At 35.1% G+C, this 19,325-nt stretch carries 21 protein-coding genes; 5 read left to right on the forward strand and 16 right to left on the reverse strand.

Annotation, left to right across the window (positions count from 1 at the left end; all coding sequences use genetic code 11):
* Positions 1–3: 3 nt before the first annotated feature.
* A complete protein-coding gene (locus tag ACFSTE_RS10280) occupies positions 4–258 on the reverse strand; it encodes a DUF1456 family protein (RefSeq protein ID WP_176029203.1) in 255 nt (84 codons plus the stop codon).
* A 164-nt stretch (positions 259–422) separates the two neighbouring features.
* Between ACFSTE_RS10280 and ACFSTE_RS10285 the strand changes: the two genes are divergently transcribed.
* Positions 423–824 carry a TerB family tellurite resistance protein gene (locus ACFSTE_RS10285; protein ID WP_378256470.1) on the forward strand — a complete coding sequence of 134 codons (402 nt, stop codon included), beginning with the start codon at positions 423–425 and terminating at the stop codon, positions 822–824.
* 165 nt (positions 825–989) lie between these two features.
* On the forward strand, positions 990–1,433 hold the full coding sequence (locus ACFSTE_RS10290) for an Hsp20/alpha crystallin family protein (RefSeq protein WP_176029205.1): 444 nt from the start codon (positions 990–992) through the stop codon (positions 1,431–1,433).
* 77 nt (positions 1,434–1,510) lie between these two features.
* Here ACFSTE_RS10290 and ACFSTE_RS10295 read toward each other — a convergent pair whose 3' ends face one another.
* Together ACFSTE_RS10295 and ACFSTE_RS10300 are read right to left on the reverse strand one after the other, a co-directional pair.
* Positions 1,511–1,915: a response regulator gene (locus tag ACFSTE_RS10295; protein ID WP_176029206.1), complete on the reverse strand. Its 405-nt coding sequence runs from the start codon at positions 1,913–1,915 to the stop codon at positions 1,511–1,513.
* Positions 1,912–2,973: a sensor histidine kinase gene (locus ACFSTE_RS10300; protein ID WP_176029207.1), complete on the reverse strand. Its 1,062-nt coding sequence runs from the start codon at positions 2,971–2,973 to the stop codon at positions 1,912–1,914. Before ACFSTE_RS10300 ends, ACFSTE_RS10295 begins: the two co-directional genes overlap by 4 nt.
* Positions 2,974–3,493: 520 nt before the next feature.
* Here ACFSTE_RS10300 and ACFSTE_RS10305 point away from each other — a divergent pair.
* Positions 3,494–6,577, forward strand: a complete 3,084-nt coding sequence (locus ACFSTE_RS10305) for an FAD-dependent oxidoreductase (RefSeq protein WP_378256469.1) — start codon at positions 3,494–3,496, stop codon at positions 6,575–6,577.
* 116 nt (positions 6,578–6,693) lie between these two features.
* On the opposite strand, the gene ACFSTE_RS10310 is transcribed toward ACFSTE_RS10305, so the two are convergent.
* The 6 genes from ACFSTE_RS10310 to ACFSTE_RS10335 form a co-directional block, all read right to left on the reverse strand.
* Entirely contained in the window at positions 6,694–7,089 is a 396-nt protein-coding gene (locus ACFSTE_RS10310; RefSeq protein WP_378256468.1) for a hypothetical protein, read from the reverse strand.
* Positions 7,090–7,100: 11 nt separating this feature from the next.
* On the reverse strand, positions 7,101–7,589 hold the full coding sequence (locus ACFSTE_RS10315; RefSeq protein WP_378298128.1) for a hypothetical protein: 489 nt from the start codon (positions 7,587–7,589) through the stop codon (positions 7,101–7,103).
* A gap of 65 nt (positions 7,590–7,654) precedes the next feature.
* Complete coding sequence (locus ACFSTE_RS10320) at positions 7,655–8,233, reverse strand: Crp/Fnr family transcriptional regulator (RefSeq protein WP_176029211.1); 579 nt, start codon at positions 8,231–8,233, stop codon at positions 7,655–7,657.
* Between the two features lie 239 nt (positions 8,234–8,472).
* Positions 8,473–8,982, reverse strand: a complete 510-nt coding sequence (locus ACFSTE_RS10325) for a hypothetical protein (RefSeq protein WP_176029212.1) — start codon at positions 8,980–8,982, stop codon at positions 8,473–8,475.
* Between the two features lie 190 nt (positions 8,983–9,172).
* Positions 9,173–9,589 (reverse strand): VOC family protein, encoded by a 417-nt coding sequence (locus ACFSTE_RS10330; RefSeq protein WP_176029213.1) that lies wholly within the window; start codon positions 9,587–9,589, stop codon positions 9,173–9,175.
* Between the two features lie 2 nt (positions 9,590–9,591).
* Positions 9,592–10,518 carry a 2-hydroxyacid dehydrogenase gene (locus ACFSTE_RS10335; RefSeq protein WP_378256466.1) on the reverse strand — a complete coding sequence of 309 codons (927 nt, stop codon included), beginning with the start codon at positions 10,516–10,518 and terminating at the stop codon, positions 9,592–9,594.
* Between the two features lie 107 nt (positions 10,519–10,625).
* On the opposite strand from ACFSTE_RS10335, the gene ACFSTE_RS10340 reads away from it, so the two are divergent.
* Positions 10,626–11,045, forward strand: coding sequence for an Lrp/AsnC family transcriptional regulator (locus ACFSTE_RS10340; protein WP_378256465.1), 420 nt, complete (start codon positions 10,626–10,628; stop codon positions 11,043–11,045).
* 16 nt (positions 11,046–11,061) lie between these two features.
* On the opposite strand, the gene ACFSTE_RS10345 is transcribed toward ACFSTE_RS10340, so the two are convergent.
* Both ACFSTE_RS10345 and ACFSTE_RS10350 read right to left on the reverse strand, forming a co-directional pair.
* Complete coding sequence (locus ACFSTE_RS10345) at positions 11,062–11,469, reverse strand: GNAT family N-acetyltransferase (RefSeq protein ID WP_378256464.1); 408 nt, start codon at positions 11,467–11,469, stop codon at positions 11,062–11,064.
* Between the two features lie 379 nt (positions 11,470–11,848).
* Positions 11,849–12,337 (reverse strand): DUF2867 domain-containing protein, encoded by a 489-nt coding sequence (locus tag ACFSTE_RS10350; RefSeq protein WP_176029216.1) that lies wholly within the window; start codon positions 12,335–12,337, stop codon positions 11,849–11,851.
* A gap of 91 nt (positions 12,338–12,428) precedes the next feature.
* On the opposite strand from ACFSTE_RS10350, the gene ACFSTE_RS10355 reads away from it, so the two are divergent.
* The gene (locus ACFSTE_RS10355) at positions 12,429–13,049 is read left to right on the forward strand and encodes a TetR/AcrR family transcriptional regulator (RefSeq protein ID WP_176029217.1); all 621 of its coding nucleotides are present in this window, start codon (positions 12,429–12,431) and stop codon (positions 13,047–13,049) included.
* 12 nt (positions 13,050–13,061) lie between these two features.
* On the opposite strand, the gene ACFSTE_RS10360 is transcribed toward ACFSTE_RS10355, so the two are convergent.
* From ACFSTE_RS10360 to ACFSTE_RS10380, 5 genes are all read right to left on the reverse strand, one after another.
* Positions 13,062–14,306 carry an acyloxyacyl hydrolase gene (locus ACFSTE_RS10360; RefSeq protein WP_176029218.1) on the reverse strand — a complete coding sequence of 415 codons (1,245 nt, stop codon included), beginning with the start codon at positions 14,304–14,306 and terminating at the stop codon, positions 13,062–13,064.
* Positions 14,307–14,364: 58 nt separating this feature from the next.
* The gene (locus ACFSTE_RS10365) at positions 14,365–16,476 is read right to left on the reverse strand and encodes a M48 family metallopeptidase (protein WP_378256463.1); all 2,112 of its coding nucleotides are present in this window, start codon (positions 16,474–16,476) and stop codon (positions 14,365–14,367) included.
* A 215-nt stretch (positions 16,477–16,691) separates the two neighbouring features.
* Positions 16,692–17,231, reverse strand: coding sequence for an SRPBCC family protein (locus ACFSTE_RS10370; protein ID WP_176029220.1), 540 nt, complete (start codon positions 17,229–17,231; stop codon positions 16,692–16,694).
* Between the two features lie 485 nt (positions 17,232–17,716).
* Positions 17,717–18,748 carry a hypothetical protein gene (locus ACFSTE_RS10375; RefSeq protein ID WP_378256461.1) on the reverse strand — a complete coding sequence of 344 codons (1,032 nt, stop codon included), beginning with the start codon at positions 18,746–18,748 and terminating at the stop codon, positions 17,717–17,719.
* 74 nt (positions 18,749–18,822) lie between these two features.
* A complete protein-coding gene (locus ACFSTE_RS10380; RefSeq protein ID WP_378256459.1) occupies positions 18,823–19,251 on the reverse strand; it encodes a nuclear transport factor 2 family protein in 429 nt (142 codons plus the stop codon).
* Positions 19,252–19,325: the final 74 nt, after the last annotated feature.

Consider the following 19,325-nt stretch of genomic DNA (forward strand, 5'->3'; position numbering starts at 1 on the left):
TGGCTATTTATGATCCTTTTTAGGAGGTTTTGGAGGCATAGGTCCTCTAAGGTGAATCACTAGTCCGTTTAGAAAATTACGAAGAATCTGATCCCCACATTCTTTGTATTTTGGGTGTTTCTCGTTTCTGAAAAAAGCCCCTAGTTCACTTTTGGTTACCTTGAAATCTACCAGTGCTAATATCTTTACAATATCATCATCTCTAAGTTTGTGCGCTACTCGTAGTTTTTTGAATATGTCATTATTTGTTAATCCCATGTCGCAAAGGTACTTTTTTTAGCTTATAATTACAGAGAATATTTATAGCTTTTGAACAGGTGAGTATAGAAGAAGTGTAAAAATGATGTTAATGCAAAAGTTGTATTTGGTAGGCATACTTGGTTTTTGTTATTTTCAGTCCGATTTTAATATAAGAAAGAAATATGTATACTAAAGGGGAAAAATTAAGTTTGCTTTCAGAAATGATTGCTTTGGCTAAATCTGATAAAGAGCTAAAAGAAAACGAATATGGGTTTATTTTAGCTGTTGCTTCTCAATTGGGGGTGTCGGAGAATGAAGTAGTGGATTTGATGGAGAAAAAAGTAGAGAAAAAGATATTGCAACCAGAGGCGCAGCGTATTTTGCAATTTCATAGATTGGTGTTACTAATGAATGTTGATCAGGAAAGTGCTCTGGTAGAGATAGAGAAAATTAGAGAAATCGGACTTTCAATGGGATTGAGACGAGAGGCAATCGATACAGTATTAAAAGAAATGCATTCTTATAAGGATAAGGTAATCCCGCCTAATGAATTGATTGAGATATTTAAACGTTTTTATAATTGATTTTTATTAGAAGAAGTTGTTTTGTCGGGTGCTTTTTAATAGAAAAATGACTTTTTGACATGTATTCCTGGTGTTTTTGTGACATTTTGTCTTTGTTTTGATGATGGACTTATAGTTGCTATATAGTAATCGTAACAATGATTAATAACAATAAAAAATACTATAATGAGATTCGTAAAAAACACAGAAAGACTACCATTACAATTAGACGATTTTTTTAATACAGATTGGTTTGGAGGTGCTACTGCTACCAAGAGGGTTGGAGTAGATATTCCAGCTGTAAATATCAAAGAAACAGATGCTTCTTTTGATTTGGAACTGGCGATTCCGGGCTTTTCCAAGGAGAATTTTAACCTAGAATTAGATAAAGATGTATTGACTATTTCGGCAGCTGTATCGGATGAAGAAAACGTATCGGAAGCTACAGAAAAAGGAACTTATTCCCGAAGAGAGTTTAGGTATGGGGCTTTTAAGAGATCATTTACCTTGCCGGATAGTATAGACAGAGTAGCTATAGAAGCCTCTTATGAAAATGGAATTCTAGGGGTGAGCCTTCCTAAAAAGGAAGAAGCCAAAGAAGCACCAAAAAGACTTATATCGATTTCATAAGAAGAAATATATGTATCTACTATATCTGTTGTAATTAAATAGATATAGTAGGTATCTTTTAGAACTGTAAGAAAGCTTCAGAATTCTAGTAGTTCTTTTAAAATTGATTCATTGATAGGTTTGGTGAGATAGCCAGCAATATTTTTATATTTTTTAGCTTTCTCCAGATCATCCGGGTTTTGAGATGAAGATAAGATATAGATATTTATTTTTTTTTCAGGAGTAGGAGTCAATTTGATATATGCATTCAGAAAATCCCATCCATCCATAATGGGCATATTAATATCCAGTAAAATAACATCAGGAAGTTGTTCTTTTTGATTCCATATGGATTCAATAAAGAGAATAGCTTCTTCTCCATTAGAAAAGGTAAGCAATTTATTTTGTTGAGATGAGATTTTACTAATCAGTTTTTTTACAATAAACTGATGAATCGTATCATCATCTATCAGATACAATGTCGTATTATTTTCAGTAATCATGCTAGGTTTATGATAAACGTAGTTCCTTTATTAACTTCACTGGCGATGGAGATATTTCCATTGAGTGCTTCTATTTGAGATTTAATTAAGAAAAGCCCAAATCCTTTTGCTTCAGGATTGTTGTGGAAGGTTTTACCGAACCCAAAAATATTGTTCCGATGTTTTTTTAAGTCGATTCCAATTCCATTGTCGCTGAATAACAATTGAATGGTGTTGTTAACTTTTCTGGATTCGATATGAATGGTAGCAGGGCGTTCAGAAGACCTGTAGGTGATTGAATTAGAGATAAGATTAAAAAAGATATTGTGGAGATATGCTTTGGAGTATTGGATGTAGTTACCTTGTTCAAAATCATAGGTAAGATTAATATGATATTTAGTTAATTTGTCATGAAGTAATTCAGATACTTCTTTACAAGTTTTTTTTAGTGAAATAGAACGTATTTTTAATTCAGGGAAAGAATTAATTTGTATTACTCGTACCAGGTCATCAATGGTTTTGTTTAATATTTCTGTAGAAATCTTAATACGGGAGATATATTCATCCTGTTCCTGATTGGTAGTTGTCTCTTCCAGAAAATTCGTAAGAGTAAAAATATTAGCAACAGGAGATTTTAAATTGTGTGAAGTGATATAGGCATAACTTTCGAGCTGCTTTGTTTTTACACGTAGTTGTTTGAGCATTTTTCTCAATTTTAATTTTTGTTTTTTGTCAATTGTTTTATCTCGAACAATGGCAAAAAACTCATGCGTATCATCTTCAACGTCAGTTGTATTCCATTCTAACCATATCGTTTGACCATCTTTGGTAATAAACCGATTTTCAAAACGGGAAATTACATTTCCTTGTGCTTTCTTTTTGGTGATTAGTGCTGTTTTTCTTTGATCTTCAGGGTGAATAAGAGAAATAAAAGGATGGTTTAGTAATTCCTCCCTGCTGTAGCCTAAAAGCTCTGTCCATCGATTATTAATTTGCTTGAAATACCCATCGATACCTGCAATAGCAATTAAATCCTGACTTAGACTGAAAAGATTTCTATATTGTAAATCAAGTTCCATAGAAAACGGTTTACCTTTCTTTAATATAAATAATGCCTTGTATGCGAAAAGACATATAGACAATACTTTGTCCTGTCGTTACTGATATTGATATAGAGGGAGGGGGTAAGTCGTTAGGTGTTGGTAAATATTTGTTATTCAGGTTTTTTGGTTTTAGAGTTATACTTTAAATTTAGCTATTTTTTTGAGAACAGTAAAAAAAATGACCATATAATTTTTATGGTTTTTGCATTGATATTTTTAGTTCACAAGCTTTTTTTAAAAGAATAAAAGAGCCGTGAAATCTCTTACAACTCCTGCCTTTAAAGGGAAAAACATATGCCGATTTTAGATATGTTATCAACTAATTTATAGTGTGTATAAATTGTAGGAAAACAACGACAGTAAACTCTTCCTTTTCTTAAATAAGAGATTTAAAGAAAGATAAATGTTTTTTTGCCGTATATATTTTGCGGTGGTTAAGATGTTGGTTATTAGGTGTTTTTTGTAAGTTTAATTCAATAACCAATTGAATAAATATATGAGGCACACACAAAAAAATGATCACTTTGATGTTATTGTAATCGGAGGAGGACCAATAGGATTGTCAGCAGCGTATCATATTAATAAGGAAGATAATACTAAAACAGTAGCGGTGTTAGAGCAGTTTTCTTTTATTAATGATGAAGTAAGCTCTTCAGGGAAATCTCGGCAATTCAGGGTTCAATACGATACGGTACCTATGGCACAATTAGCACTTCGGGCAGAAAAACAATGGAAAGCATTGAATGCCGTATCAGGTACAAAATTATTAGATCAGGTAGGAGCATTGTGGTTTGGTGACCCAGAGGCAACATCATCAGAAGGAGGGATAGAAAAAGCAATAGAAGTAATGGATGAATTAGGAATCCCTTATGAGGTATTAGAAGATGGAACAGCTATTATGGAGCGGTTTAATTTTTCGAACATACAAGATGATTATTCAGGTTTTTTTCAAAAAGATGGGGGGGTTCTCAATATAGAGGCTACCCAGCAGTTTTTATTAGATCAATTGTCAGTACAGGATCAGGTGCAATTATATGATTTTGTAGAAGTATACGATATCGTTTCTCTGGAGGGAGGAGAAATACAAGTGTATATTCAGAACAGTAAAACAAAGGAAGCATTAGGGTATTACACCACCGAAAAACTAGCTATTATTCCAGGACCGTATGTCAATGATTTAGTTGCTAATTTCGGGATAAAGGTAGGGATTGATATTTGGGAGATGTCTTCTGCCTATTATAAAATAACAGATCCCGAATTAGCGGAGAAATCAACTACCTGGTATGTCTTTCAGGAAGATGCTAATACCAGTGTTTTTTATGGGTTTAATGAAGTAGACTGGTCACATCCGGGCTATGTGCGTGTGGCTCCTGCAATTCCAGATCGTATTATTGACCACCCTTCTGAACGAACTGGTATTCCCAGTGATATTAGTTTAGGATATAATACGGACTGGGTAAAAGCACATATGCCAGGCTTGGAACAGAAGGTGTCATATCCTTCGACCTGTCTGGTAGCGTTGTCAAAGACATCACAGGAACTATTGTTGGATTACCTGCCAGCTACGGTACCAAATCATAAAAATATTGTAGTGTATACTGCAGGATGGGCAGGGAAATTTATTCCTACCATAGGGGACTTGGTGGCTAAAATGGTTACAGAAAGACTTACAGAAGAAGATCAGTATTTTTTAGATCAGTTAACGATTGATTGGATATATGATTTTGATAAGTATGCATTGCGCCTTCATGCGCCTAAGCATCTGTTAACAAAAAGTAGAGAGAAGAGCGAAAAACCTGTAATGTTACCCAAAGGGCATAAGGGGTTTATTAGTAAACCCGAAGATGGTTTGGAAATTGATGTTGCAATTATAGGAGCAGGAGCCTCTGGTTTGTATTCTGGTTACCGGTTAAAGACAGGGGTAGATACCGAAGGGCGACCATTACACAAAAATGTGCAAATTTTTGAAGCTAGTGATCGTATCTGTGGACGTCTGGATTCTATACAGCTGCCGGGAATGAATGTAACAGGAGAATTAGGAGGAATGCGTTATATGGAGCATCAAGAGATTATTAATGGATTGATTAATCAATATGAAAGTCAAGGGTTGCTGACTTCGATAGATTTTAACCCTTCTAAAGAGGAAGAGCAGTTGTATTATTTGAGGAAACAGCGATTTCAGGCAAAAGATATCACTTCAGATTTTAGAACTCGTTACTATGTAGATGCACAATTTGAAGGAAAAAGTGCAAATACAATTTTTAATCAAGTTATAGATGAAGTGCTACAAGCAGATGGAACGAGTATTGAGGAAATTCAGAATAGTCCAGACCCACAGGAAACCTGGAGAACAGTAAAACGCACATTGAGATATAATTTTCCGGGACCTTACGAAGGAAAGTATGTTTACGAAATAGGGTTTTGGAACCTACTTAAAGATAGGAGTTCTCAGGAGTGTTATGAGTTTTTAGCAAATGGAGGAGGATATTATTCCAATACTATTAATTGGAATGCGGCAGAAGCTTTTCCGTATATGGTAGGGGATTTTGCAGATGATGATGTTAGTTATAAAACGATTGAAGGAGGATTTGATAAAGTACTAAAAGTGACAGCTCATAAATTTATATCTTCCGGAGGAACTATTCGCCCTAATAATGCCTTGGTAAGCTTTGAAAAGGTGACAGATGGAGCTTCTACGAAAAAGTATAAATTAATTTTTCAACATATTGAAACCGGAGTACGACATAATTTTCAGGTAAAAGACACAAGCAAGCAGTGGGTAGTGTATGCAGATGAAATTATTTTGGGAATGCCCAGAAGGTCTTTAGAATTATTAGATCAAAGTAACTTTTTATTCAACCCTTTTAATGAAGTTAGTAAGCCTTTGTATGATAACATAAAAACTGTGATGGGAGAACCCTCCTTAAAAATTTTGTTAGGGTTTACATATCCTTGGTGGCCAGATCAGTCTCCTCATTCAATAACTGATCTGCCGATGCGTCAATGTTATTATTTTGGAACAGACCCGGAGAATCACCATTCATTGTTTTTGGCAAGTTATAATGATATGCGTACAGTCTCGTTTTGGAAATCAATGGAGAATGATGCTCCTTTTGAGACTGTTCCCACTCCATTGTTACAATCCAAGCCGTGGTTTAGAAAACAACTAAAGGATTTCTTAAACAAAGATATTCCACCGGCAACAAAGTCGATGGTAGCAGAAGTGATGAAACAAGCTAGAGAAATGCATGGGGATAATATAGATATTCCCGAACCATATACATCTGCATATAAAGATTGGAGCGAAGATCCGTATGGAGGAGGGTATCACGCATGGAAAGCAGGGTTTGTTGTAGCTGATAAAATGCCGGAAATCAGGCAGCCACAAGCAAATGAAGCAGTTTATATTGTTGGAGAAGCATACTCTGATCAGCAGGGGTGGGTAGAAGGTGCTTTCTGTGAAGCAGAAAAAGTAATGCTTCATCGATATAATTTACAGCGATTACCCTGGGTGCAAAGTAACTATTACCTGGAATGGGGCGGGCAATATGAAAAACACTTAGAAGATGTTGTGATTTAAGGTGTTCTTAGCAAGAGTCAGTAAAGAGCTGTATGAAATTTTCATACAGCTCTTTTCATTAGCACCCGGATATTGTGTCGCCAGGGTGTTATGTTTTGAGTAGATCTCTCTTATGGTTAGTAAGTACCCCAATAAATACACCCACTTATGAGAGCTAGTAATATCCATTGTCCTAGGCGGAGATAATTTTTGGGAAAAGATGCCGAGATGGAAATGATAAGAAACCATACGAAAGCATACCCCATAAAATAGATACACCCTAATTGAAGAAGGATGTCTTCTGCAGGAAGTATTTCAGAGAAATTGATTAATGCCAAGCCAATAGTAGCAAATAGTAAATCAAAAGAAATCCAATGCCATCCGCAGCGGCTCATAGTCCAACGTTCTGTTGGGGTGTTGTCATCATCTTGGTATGCCGGAGCGATACTACGTATTTCTTTATCTCCGATAAAAGTGTGTAGAATAAAAGCGATTAGTGTGAGTACATTTGCTGCAATAAGAGGGATGCTCATTATAAAAAAGGTTATAGTAATTGTGTCATTTTGCCTAGTTTCATTTTAGAAGCATGAGTGAAGCTAATAGGGCGAACATAAGTCATAGTGTTCCATAGGTACTGATGCCCTTTAAGCATTCTTGTTCTTTTCATCCTTCTTCTCAGTCGTTTTAATTCTTCTTCAGTTGCAAGACGTCGTTCTCCTAATTGACCATATAATTTTATAGCAGGGTGTTTTTTAAAACGATTAGAGAATAAAGAATAGATCCAGAACCAGCGGTTGCTATTGACAGCTAATACACATACATTGGTAGTGTTTTCAAAATGCGAAGCAATAGTCGTTGCATATTTTTCAAAATAAAAACCAGTAGCTTGTTCTCTGTTTAGAAAAAAAGTACCAATCGGAGTGACGTCAGGAGATTGAAGCGCTCCAACCGTAGCAATAGATACGTGGAGGTTTGTGGTAAAGCTTTCCCGGAAATGTTTTCGGATTTGAGACCAGTTTTTTAATAACTCCATAATAATCGGTATCATTGGTTGTAGACAAAGTTCGTGATCCGACCTTAGAATTCATTTGATATAAATCAAATTCGTGTATTGGCTCTTATTCTGCTTAGAGTTTCCTGGGTAATACCTAGGAAAGAAGCGATATCTCTCAGAGAGGCTCGTTGAGTAATTACAGGAAATCGCTCTAATAAGTTTTCGTAACGTTGCTGAGCTGTTTCAAATTGTAGAGATACAATTCGTTGTTGTAATTGCAACATTGTTTTGGTGCAGCTAATACGTCCCAGGCGCTCGAAATCGTGATAATTGTCACAAAGTAAATTCATTTCTTCTCTGGTGATACTTAGTAAATGCACCTCCTCCAGAGTTTCGATATAATGAGGGCTGGGAACCTGTAGAAAATAACTGGTGATAGCACACATAAAATCTCCTTCAAAAGCAAACCAGTCTGTGACGTTTTTTCCATCTTTGAGATAATATGCTTTGATAGCTCCTTTGACAATATAATATAGCATGTCAGAATATTGTCCTTCCTTAACCAGGATATATCCTTTGGGGTAGGTACGTTGTTTGATTAACGATGCCCAATGTGCTATGGTTTTGTCAGATAAAGGAGTGTATTCTTTACTGATTGTCTGTAAGATTGATGTTAGTGACATGAGTTGTATCGAGGATTGAGAGGGAGAAAGGTAAAAATAAAATATTGTAATCGTATGTCATTCTTTTGAGAAAAAATCATTTTAACCTTCTTTGTATTCGAGTCGAACAGGTTTACTAGTGACTGTGGGGTAGGAGAGAATAAAAAAATCCGATAGATCAGTTTTATTGATTATCGGATTTTCTGATTGAGTATATGTAATAATAGCAGATGTTATGTATTATTTTATACTCCGGGGGATTATTTGTATACGGTATATTGAATTACACAAGAATTGTTTTGTCTGTCTCTACATTCAAAGTATACAATGTCAGCATTGATATATGCAGCACTCCCTACAGAGTTGATGATTTGATTTACATGTGTTTGTAATTCATCTTGGTAGTGATCGAGATTAATATCGCTATCACTGTCTACATAGTAGATCATACTTTTATAAAAAGTAGACACACTGCCACTTGGAGGCCAGGAGCGGGGGTAGTCAGTACATTCTCTTACATAACGTTCGAATTCAGAAGAGGCTCCGTCAGAGCATCCGGTATCTCCGTCCAGGGTGCAATTGGTTTTTAGAGAAGGACGAGTTAATTTGTTTAATTCCTGTGTAGTTGCTGTACGATGTGTAACCGTTCCAACCAGGCTTAAATATTCATTCGTTACTGTTGTGTCGTCAATTTCTGTAGTATCACTACAGGAGATAACAAGAAAAAGAATAATACTTAATAACGAAATAAATGCGAATTTAAATTTCATAGGTTTTAATTTTAGGTTTAAAGAGCTTACAAGTAACTAAAGATTAAAACCGTCTCCTAACGATGGGGTTTAAGTATTTGTTATACTATATTCTGAATATTGGGATATATTTCATGGTTTGATAATGTAAATATAAAGTTTTGGTATAGAGTTGTTTGCGTGCTGTGTTTTGTAGAGGGAAAGATTTTTTTTAGCTGAAAATTTCATGTTGATTTGTAAAAGATTTAAACTCAATAGGATTGTTGCTGGGATCCAATAAAAACATTGTTAGCTGCTCTCCTTTTTTGCCTTTGTATCTGATTTGTGGGGGGATGATAAATGGAATATTGTGAGTTTCGAGTTGCTGTTTAATTCGGGTAAACTCATCTCTGGAAATAATGCATCCAAAATGGGGGATTGGTACCTGAACTCCATCTACTGAGCCACAATAATCAAGTGGTGGGATGTTATCTGACAGGTGAGCTGATGCCTGATGACCAAAAAAATCAAAGTCAACCCAGGATGCAGTCGACCTCCCTATGGAGCAACCCAGGATCGTATGATAAAAAACAATGGTGCTTTCTATATCTTTTACTGTAAATGCATAGTGAAATATCGAAGAAGTCATAATTAGTATTCTTTTTGTAATGAGACTGTATGTAGTAATGTTTTTTGGGAACGAAACAGTTGATAGTTTTGGACAATTTGAGTGATGCAGCTATGAATATTGGTAATACTGGCGATATGGGGTGTTATCTGAATATTATCGTATGTCCAGAAGGGGTGTTTGTCAGGTAAAGGTTCCGTTCTGAATACATCGAGGGTAGCACCGGATAAGTGTTTGCTTTCTACTAGTGTTATCAGGTCTTGCTCAACCAGGTGTTCCCCTCTGCCTACATTTATTAGATATGCCTCTTTGTTAAGTTGAGATAATATTTCTTTTCTCAGGATATTTTCTGTTTTTGATGTCAAAGGAAGAATATTAATAAGAATATCTGTATGCTTTAGGAATGAAGAAAGTGCTGCTTCTCCGGCATAGGTATCTACTTGTGGGAGTTCTTTAGGGCTGTTTGACCATCCTTTTACCCGGGCTCCCAATGCTGCAAATTGGGAAGCGACATGTTTTCCGATATTTCCAAGTCCCATAATAGAAATGGTCATATCCTGTAATCGTTTATAAGGGAGCGGGGTCCATTGTCGATGTTGATTTGCCAGTGTATAGACGGCGGTGTTTTTTAGTTGGGACAATACGATGGAAAGAAGGTATTCCCACATGTCATTGGATAAATGAGGGTCGACAATCCTGGATAATGTGATTTTATCCGGATCTAATTGTTGTGTTCTGGTAATATGGTCGACACCAGCTCCAGCGGATTGTACTATTTGCAGATTAGGGAATTGTTTGAGAAGCTGAGGTTGTGGTTTCCAACATACAGCAAACGATACAGTGTCGGGATTGGTAGCAGGACTATATATTTCTACTTTCGTATTAGGTAATGATTTTTGGAGTGCTTGTTGCCACGGAATAGGATCTTTTTGATTGAAAATAAGTACCATCTGTAATTTTTGTTCAAAAGTAGATAGTTTTTGTGCTTAGCCAAAGTGGATTTGATTGCAAAAGTGTTAATTTAGTGTTGAAAAAAAAGTAATAATTTAATTTGTGTATGGATTCAATAGTTGATGATATAGATATAGCTATAATAAACATTTTGGAAAAAGAAGCCAGAGCATCTTTTGCAGATATTGCCAGAAGATTAACTCTTTCTCCTTCAGCGATTCGGGAACGGGTTCAGCGACTCGAAGATCACGGAGTTATTCGTCAATATCAGATAGCGTTGGACTATAAACAATTAGGGTATGATATTGAAGCGTTTATTTTAGTGAAAGTATTCCATGGAAAACTACAAAGTTTTTTGAGGGTGATCAAAACCTATAAAGAAGTGAAAGATGCGTACCGAATTACCGGGAACTACAATGTGCATCTGAAGGTTATCTTAAAAGACAGGATGCACCTTCAGGATTTTATAGATCATATTATGGTTTATGGAGATACGCACACTTCTCTAATATTGTCTGATATTTAATGTATCAGAAAAATGATCAATGCTCTTTGCCTTTATAAATCCACATAGCTTGTGTGTTTCCTGCTTTTTCGAATCCATTTTTTTTATAGAACGAAATGGCTTCCTGATCTGCAGTGAGCATTTGCATATGGAATTCTTTATATTTCTCTGTAAGTTTTTCCATAATGATCTGTCCGATTCCTTTGTTTTGATATTCCGGTAATATCAGTAAGTGTGGGAAATATACGACTAGATGCCCATCAGATATAGCATTTCCTAAACCGATCAGCTTTTTATCATCCCATGCGGTTAATACTGTATGAGACCCTAATAATGCATTGTATAGTTGTTCTGGTTTTGCTGCTGCGCTCCATTGATTAGCTTTGTATAACTGAACTACATCAGCAATTGTGAATCCTTTTTTTTCGGAAATAATAATTTTCATAATATGTGTTTATCGTATAACCAGTTTCTTCTGGCGCTAAAAGCTTTTTGTTTGTTGAGTGTGTCTTCGTCCTGATAATCAGGATTTTATATTCTGTATGCTTGTCTTGAAATTATAATTATTTCAGGCAAATGTCATGAGGTGTTTAGTGATGTACGTTGTGGTACATCAAAATCACCTGATATACTCTTGTATAAGATGTGTAAATATACCTTAAAACAGCATGGGGATAGAATACTTTTATGATGTTGTTAACAAAATAAAAGAGTAGGGAAGTCAGAATGATGGCTTCCCCATAGATGAAGGGATAAAAAGACATTGATGCCTTGAATAATGAATGATTCCGATCAGTGAGATGTTATTTAGAAGATTAGGAAAATTACAAAGGGTGATATGCTTGTTTGATCATGTTTTTTACTACTATTTTATGAAAAGGTTTTACGAAAAACATATACACCCTGCCAATGGTTTTATTATAGGTAACTAAGGTTGATACTTTGATATTGTATTCTTTTTCTTTGGAATCAAAAATGCTTACTCGGAAGTTGAGGTGTGTGTCATCTTCTCCGAGGAGAATCTCATTATCGGTAATGCTATAGATTTTAAAAAAACCTATATACCCACCAACCTTAAATTGCTGTTTGCTTTCATCAGGAATCACTGTATTAACCCCAATGAATCTGACGAGGCTATTTCTAAACTTCATTAATGCAATCACCCAGGGAGGAGCAGAGCCAAAAATATTTTGTGTTACTTCAGTAATCGTATCCCGATGATTTGTTGTACTAAATGTATCCCCAAAATCGGTTGATGGTAATAGGGGTTTTGTCGCTTTGGTTTCTATTAACTGTTCCTGTTTTACTTTCATAGGACATTAGGCTTGAGAAGTTGTAAATGACTAACCTAGTACAAATGTACTATTTTTTTAGTACAGTACTACTAATTCTTATATTTGTGGCATGAACATGACCAAAGTAAGAATATTGGCACATAGCCTGCAGTTATTTAATACCTATGGAATAGGAGCAGTGAGTCAGCGAAAAATAGCAGATACATTAGCAATAAGTCCAGGGAATCTGACATATCATTTCAAGAAAAAAGAAGATATTGAAATTGCATTGTATGAACAGTTGGTAGATAAGGTATCTGTTGTAATCGAAGGGGCACTTGATAAGCGTTTTGAATTAAGTTCTATGTTTGAGATGACAAAAGGGATTCTTTCGCTTTTTTTTGAATATCGCTTTATCTTTCTTGATTTTGTGCAGCTTATGCGGGGCAATCAGAAAATAGCTACTCATTATTCTGCATTGATGAAACAGAGAAAAGAACAATTTTTTTACGCGATTCATCAGTTAGAAAACAATGGCTTGATCCGGGAAGAAGAGCTGCCTGATGAGTATGAGTTTTTGTATGATCGATTTCAGATTTTATCTGATTTCTGGATTGCCTCGGCAGAGTTTTCTACGGGCAATGTTACTGCGAAAAATCTGAAGCGCTATACCCAGGTTATTCTGCAATCGATATACCCGTATCTAACCACTAGAGGAAAAACTGAATTTTTAAATTGTTTGAAATCATAGGCTGTGGTAGGATTATTTTTTTGCAAACCGATGTACATATCCGATGCTGATTTCTGAAAAATCTGCCTGTCCTAAATTCGCATTGATGTGTGCTGAGACAAATACATTGTGTTTTGGAGATGTATTTGTGTTGCGTAGGTAGTATTTAATCCCCATTCTGCTAGAGACGGTTCGTTTTATTTCATAATACCAGTTAAGGTCTTCTTTGTAATACGTGTCATTAGCATAATATCCTTGACTTAATTGCCAGTCTATTTTATAAAAGGGCTTGTAGATGTTAAGTCCGATTTGTGTACTGAGACCTACGTGACCAAGTAATAATTCAGCACTGGCAAATACTCCGAAGTTAGTTGCATAACGAAAGGGGCTTTCTCTAAAAAAGGGAACCTGTTCCTCGATTAATTCTTCATCGTTTTTTATATGGTCATAATAGTGTTGGTAAAAACGATAGTAAAATCCCCCACCAAATTTGAAAGTGTTTTTATAGATCTTTCCGGCACTAAAGGCTACAGAGTATACTTCTTTTTGAGCGTTAAACGTTTGTGATAATACATTGTATCCAAGTCCGAACCTGCCTGATATGAATGTTGTACTTCCAGGCGTGTTTTCTTTTGTTTCAGATACTTTCCGAAAAGAGGGGGAAACTTGTTTTGTTACCGGAATTATAGAGGAGACACTCGCTACAAAAGAATTTAACCCCTGATTAGGGAGTCTGGTATGTCCGTTAGAGTGATGGATGTATCCGAGTCCCATGCGCCAATCCATGTGATTAGTGCGGAAAATATCATAATACAGAAAAGAACGAAAGGACCAGTTGATCTTGGTTGTAATTGCTTTGTTATATGGGTTATCTACAGGGTGGTATTGCGTATCCATATACGATGCTCCCATTCCTACTTGTAGGTAAATAGGGTGTTTTTTTTGCGAAAAAAAAGAAGTTTCTAGAAAGGGCATAACAGTATATGCTTTTCCTATTTTTTGAGTATTTCCAAAATCGGTAATACTCAAGGAGATTCCTGTAGTGGGATACCCTAATTGTCTTTTCCATGCTTTTTCTTTATTAGTATTAAACCCCAGGCTTACAAAGAATGCTTTTTGTATGGAAGTTTCAGGAAACCCCTGATTGGCTTCCATTGTTTTTCCAATGGCGATCTCCGGAGCAATATATATCAAAGGCTTTTGCGATTTTTTAACAGGTTGTGCGTATATTTTTAAGGTTATTAATAGAGGGCATAGTAAGTAAAATGTATATTTCATACAATTGGTTATTTTTTCCTCCGTGAAAATAACTTTTTTTAGGAGATAACAAAATAAGCTAGTTTGGGGTAGGGGATATTTGTAGCTCTTTGTGATAACTGAGAATTTTACCAATGCTTTTTTGATCAATACGTTGACAATGCACCATTGCTGTTTCCAAAGCATTGATAATTCGGGAAAAACCCCCATTGTCAAAGATAGGACCGATTTCTTCTCTAAACCTCCCTTTTTCTATGATGGCTTCTTTTAACTCTTGGGCGGTTTCTATATTAGGTAGTGGCGTAAAGGTAAGATGATCCAATTCCTTGATTTCTGTATTTAGTGATTGAATCAATTGATTTATTTTTAATTGAAATCCACTAATTTCTGATTGAAGAATGTCTTCTTTGGATTGCAAAACTTGCAGTTCCTGTAAGATAAAACCTTTTGTTCGGCTGATGGCTCTGTAGATTGTACTTAGCACAGTATGTTGTTTGTATAACTGTATCAGTTTATCTGTGGTATTTGCTTGTTTAGCCAGAAGTAGATGGTATGCGCAGAATCGAGTGTCCCAGTCTATAAAACTCTCATTAAACAATTTTTCTCTTTGCTCCAGTAAAAGAGTATATCCTTCTTGCAGATTTTTCTTATTGTACCGAATACCATTAAACGAGAATTGATTTTCTTTGGTGGTGCCTTCTGAGATTTGCCGTGCTTTTAGTAACAGTTCCTCAATTTCTTTAATAGGTTTCATGAGGAGTACTAATTCTTCCTTTAATACGGTTAGCGAATATGAATTGTTTTCAGCAATTTTATAGGTTTCTTGTTGTAAGCGATCCATCGATGGGATGTGAAGATACCTGTTTTCAAAAGTATGGTGATATTCTTCTAATAATTCTTTGCCTTGATTTTCCGCAGTGATGAATGCTTCAAAAGCTTTTTCGGATACAAAATCAGTTGGTCTTTTTTGTAGGTATTGCGAATATATCAACTGCGTCATTTTCTGCTGAATCGCTTCTTTGGAATCAAATAATATCCATGGAGATCTGTTATCTTCTTCACAATGGATATATGGAGTTTTGGCATTGTCTTCTCTAAGATTATTTGGAGGGTGGCTGGCATACATATTTACTTTAGAGTTTTCTGCTGCACTGAAGTATTTTTTTCCTCCCCGGATATCTGCCGGAAGATTATTGATAATTTCTTTTTGAGCCTCACTGGCTTTTCTAACAGCTATCGTATGATGTGTATATAGGTTCTCTACATATATTTTTTTCTGAGCAGCGAGATAAGCGTGTTGTATAGTAGTATTCCACAGTGTAAACCCATCATTTAGTTTGAATAAAGAAGCGATAATGGCTTCACTTCCAGATGTGTGAATTGCAACTTTATCTGCATTAAATTCCATTTCTCTGGATAATAAGGAATACATGATGTTGAGAAACTGGTAAAAGAGGTTTAATACTTGTCTAATTAACCATATAACGGGAGTAATAATCCAGGCGGCAATAGAAACCCTGATATCTGAGGCTCTCCATTGTTCTAAGGCTTCATCCCATTTATCTCTGGAGAAGATCATATCATGAATAATAGTATTGGCAGAAATAATATAGCTTCCGATTTTCATACTTCGTTGAGCGAAATGACCAAACTCATGACTCATAACTGCTTTGAATTCAGATAGATTCAGACAGCTGATTAATCCCAGACCTATGGTGAGATCTTTCTTTACTGGGAAAATCAAGCTAAGCCACATATTATTATAGGATACATATGCATTGACATCAGGATCTGCATAGATCGATTTGGGGTTTGGAGCTCCTGTTTCGTTACAAATTTGATGAATAAAATTCCATAAATTGGGATGATTTTTCTGATCTAGTTTGATTCTGTTGGAAGGAGTGTGGTTTTTTAGTTTTAAAACAAACTTTAACGTAAATAATAACAACATAACAGCTCCGGCAATAGCTCCTGCTTTTAATAATACGGTGATTTTATTAATAGATCCCATAGGGTAGCTAAATGCATACCAAACCAAATATCCTATTGTACATATCAGTATAGAGTATAAGATGAAAAAAAGCAAAATCGACAATACTGCTAAACTTGCTTTTAATTGATACGAAAAGGGAAGTTTTGTTAATTTTTTTGGGACATGGGTAGGGCTTTTAGGGTAATAGTTTGGTGTCATTTATATTGGTTTATTAGTTGTCTAGCTTGTTGCTTGATTGGGGAGGGTACAATATATAAGCTATTCGTTTTAAGGGAAAAAATGAATAGCTTTAAAAGCTAAAATAACAAAACCATTTAGTTTTTTTAGGAAACTATTAATTTACTAGTAATTTTTAACAAAAAAAGACCCCGAAAACAAAAAGTAATCGGGGGGATATATTGAAAAATGAAAAATTATTTTTCCAGAATATTTTTTAAGTTTTGTAAACCGGTATTGAGGTCGTCTCCAATCATTTGTTCGAAATCCATGAAGAGCATCATAAGGTTCATAGGGTAATCCATATGTCCACTGAATCCCCATTTCACTTTTGTTTTATTTCCGGATATTGCTTCTGTAATCATATAGGCAGGTTCCGTTGATTGAAAAGGTGTCAAAAAACGAAGTTCATAATCAATACGTTCTCCTTCCGTAATTTTTTTTATTTCCTGTTCTCCTTTTCCGACTTCTTCATTTTCACTATCCCAGGCAGCGATAAACCCTACCATACCATCAGTACCACTATATGTTTTTTTCATTTCAGGATCCATCAATGCCCATTTGCTATATTGATCTTGATTTTTGAGATACTTTACATATTCAAAAACTTCCTGTTTGGGTTTGTCGATGATGACTTCTCTTTCCACATCATACTCTTTTTTTACAAATAATGCAGTAATGAGGGGAATGGCTATTAGAATAGCAATAACGAGTAAAATTTTTTTTAAAATTCCCATGATAATTTAGTGTTATGTTATTGATTTGATTGGTTTTAGATATTGTTATGGTTTCTTTAAAGATAAATGTAATTTTCAAGAACCTCAAATATCTGTAGGTCAGATCATGTAGAATGTCAATTAAAAAAAGAGGATTGGTGTTATTTTTTTAATTTTTTTTAAAAAAAGTGTAAGGCTTGTCAAAAAAGCCCGACTAAGGTGGTGTCGGTTTTCAAAAAGACAGAAGGATTTATGATGAATTTAGAATGTAAAATCGATCGTTTTCTACTTTTCTTAATCATCTTTATCCGAATCAAAATAAATTACTCTTGTTAAACATTTGCCAGTGTTTACTAGGGAATCTATCAAAAGAAAAGATAAGATGTTTCATAAGAAGATAGATTCCCTTTTTTATGTTTTACCCGATAATTGATGGATAGATACTTAAGGAGTAGCTTTTTGAATTATTCTTTTCCCCATAGATATTTCTCCTGTTTATATTAATCCTATTCTTGTTTATCGGTAGTGGTTGATGGTGTCAATGCGGTTACAAAAGCTTCTTTCTGATCTACAGCTAAGGCAATTCGGGTAACTGTTTTATTTTTCCCATATAATTGATGTATTGTATATGGTTTTTTAAGGTCGATAAAAACAGAATGACTATCCAGGTCTCCAAGAGGAGAGAGTTTGGTTGTTTGGTGTTCTCCTTCTGGAATTGCAGCACTGCTAATGGTTACGGCAGCAATGTCTTTTTTCAGAATATTTACCTCACTAAGAATCCCGAATCGCAATAAAAGTGTATCCTGTTCTATGCGAATTGGTCTTTTGATAATTGCTTTTGAAATCCCGAAAATCTGAATAGCAGAGTAACAACTAATTCCACTGAGAATCCAGGCAGTAATCAGACTCCATTTTTCTATCCAAATGTGCAATACATATGTTTCGATTCCTATGATAAAGATAAATGCAAATAACAAAGTGATGATGCCACTGTTTTTGTGATAGCTAAAAGTTGTGGACGTTGTTGGTACAGGTTTCCAAAACCAAAATCCATAATATATAATTGCAATCTCTGAAGATAGCAGTGCAGCTATTTTTTTAGGTACGATTTGTTCACAAGTTTCTCTTACTGCCGTATAAAAATCAAGTTGTTTTTTGTGTACTTTTTTAAACTTTTTGATAGTAGTAACCACTTTATAGATAACAGTGAGTACTATCGTAATTTCTATAACAGGTAGTCCCCAGTTTTTAAACGCGATTAAATATTGCTGATGCGCTTCCGGAAGAATATATGAACCGGTTATCACACCCAGTACAAGTACTGGTACCAATGTGGTTTTTGGGATATTGGTTTTTCTTATTAATAAAAAATAGACCAATGGTATTGTTAGTAGAAGGTCAAGTGTAATTCCCAGAGATAAGGTGGCTGTATGTGCAGTAAAAAATGGAGAATATGGAATGAGAATTACAGCTGTTAATAATACTATCGGAATACCGGCGATAGCAACTTTATGAAGATTGGTGATAGCTGGTTTCATACTATTTGTCTTAATTGTTAGTATTGTGGTGATGGTTCATCTTATAGAATGATAAGATGATTTATTTTGATACACTATTGTTTTGGTTTTCTGACAAAGCGTACTTCTGATATTTTTCCATATTCAATTGTGTAGATAGCTAATGCCTCTCGAATTTTTGATTTGTCTTTCCCTATACCTGTCAAGGCTTCTTTGTCTATTACGACATTACCATATACAGTTCTGGAAACCACTTCGCAATGAAGGTCCGGAGTTCTTTCAAAAAAACCGGCATATCGTTTCCTCATGGTTTCTTTTCCCTGATATCTCAATTCATTAGGGTAGGTATATACTTTGATACTATCACTATATGGAATCAGGAATTCGTCTATATTTCTCTTGTTATAAGCTTCCAGTTGTTGTTGTGCCAATGCACGGGAGATATCCTCTATGTTTTCGGTTTGAGCATATCCTGCAAAACTTACTATACATAAAAACAGGGTAGGTATTTGGTATCGTTTCATTTGTTTACTGTATGATTGTTTCTTTGATTATCGAGATGTAAATGATTCGAGACTTCCCTCGAAATGAGTGTTTG

Origin of the sequence: Aquimarina hainanensis, from assembly GCF_042684685.1 — a bacterium.
Classification (GTDB): Bacteria; Bacteroidota; Bacteroidia; order Flavobacteriales; family Flavobacteriaceae; genus Aquimarina; species Aquimarina hainanensis.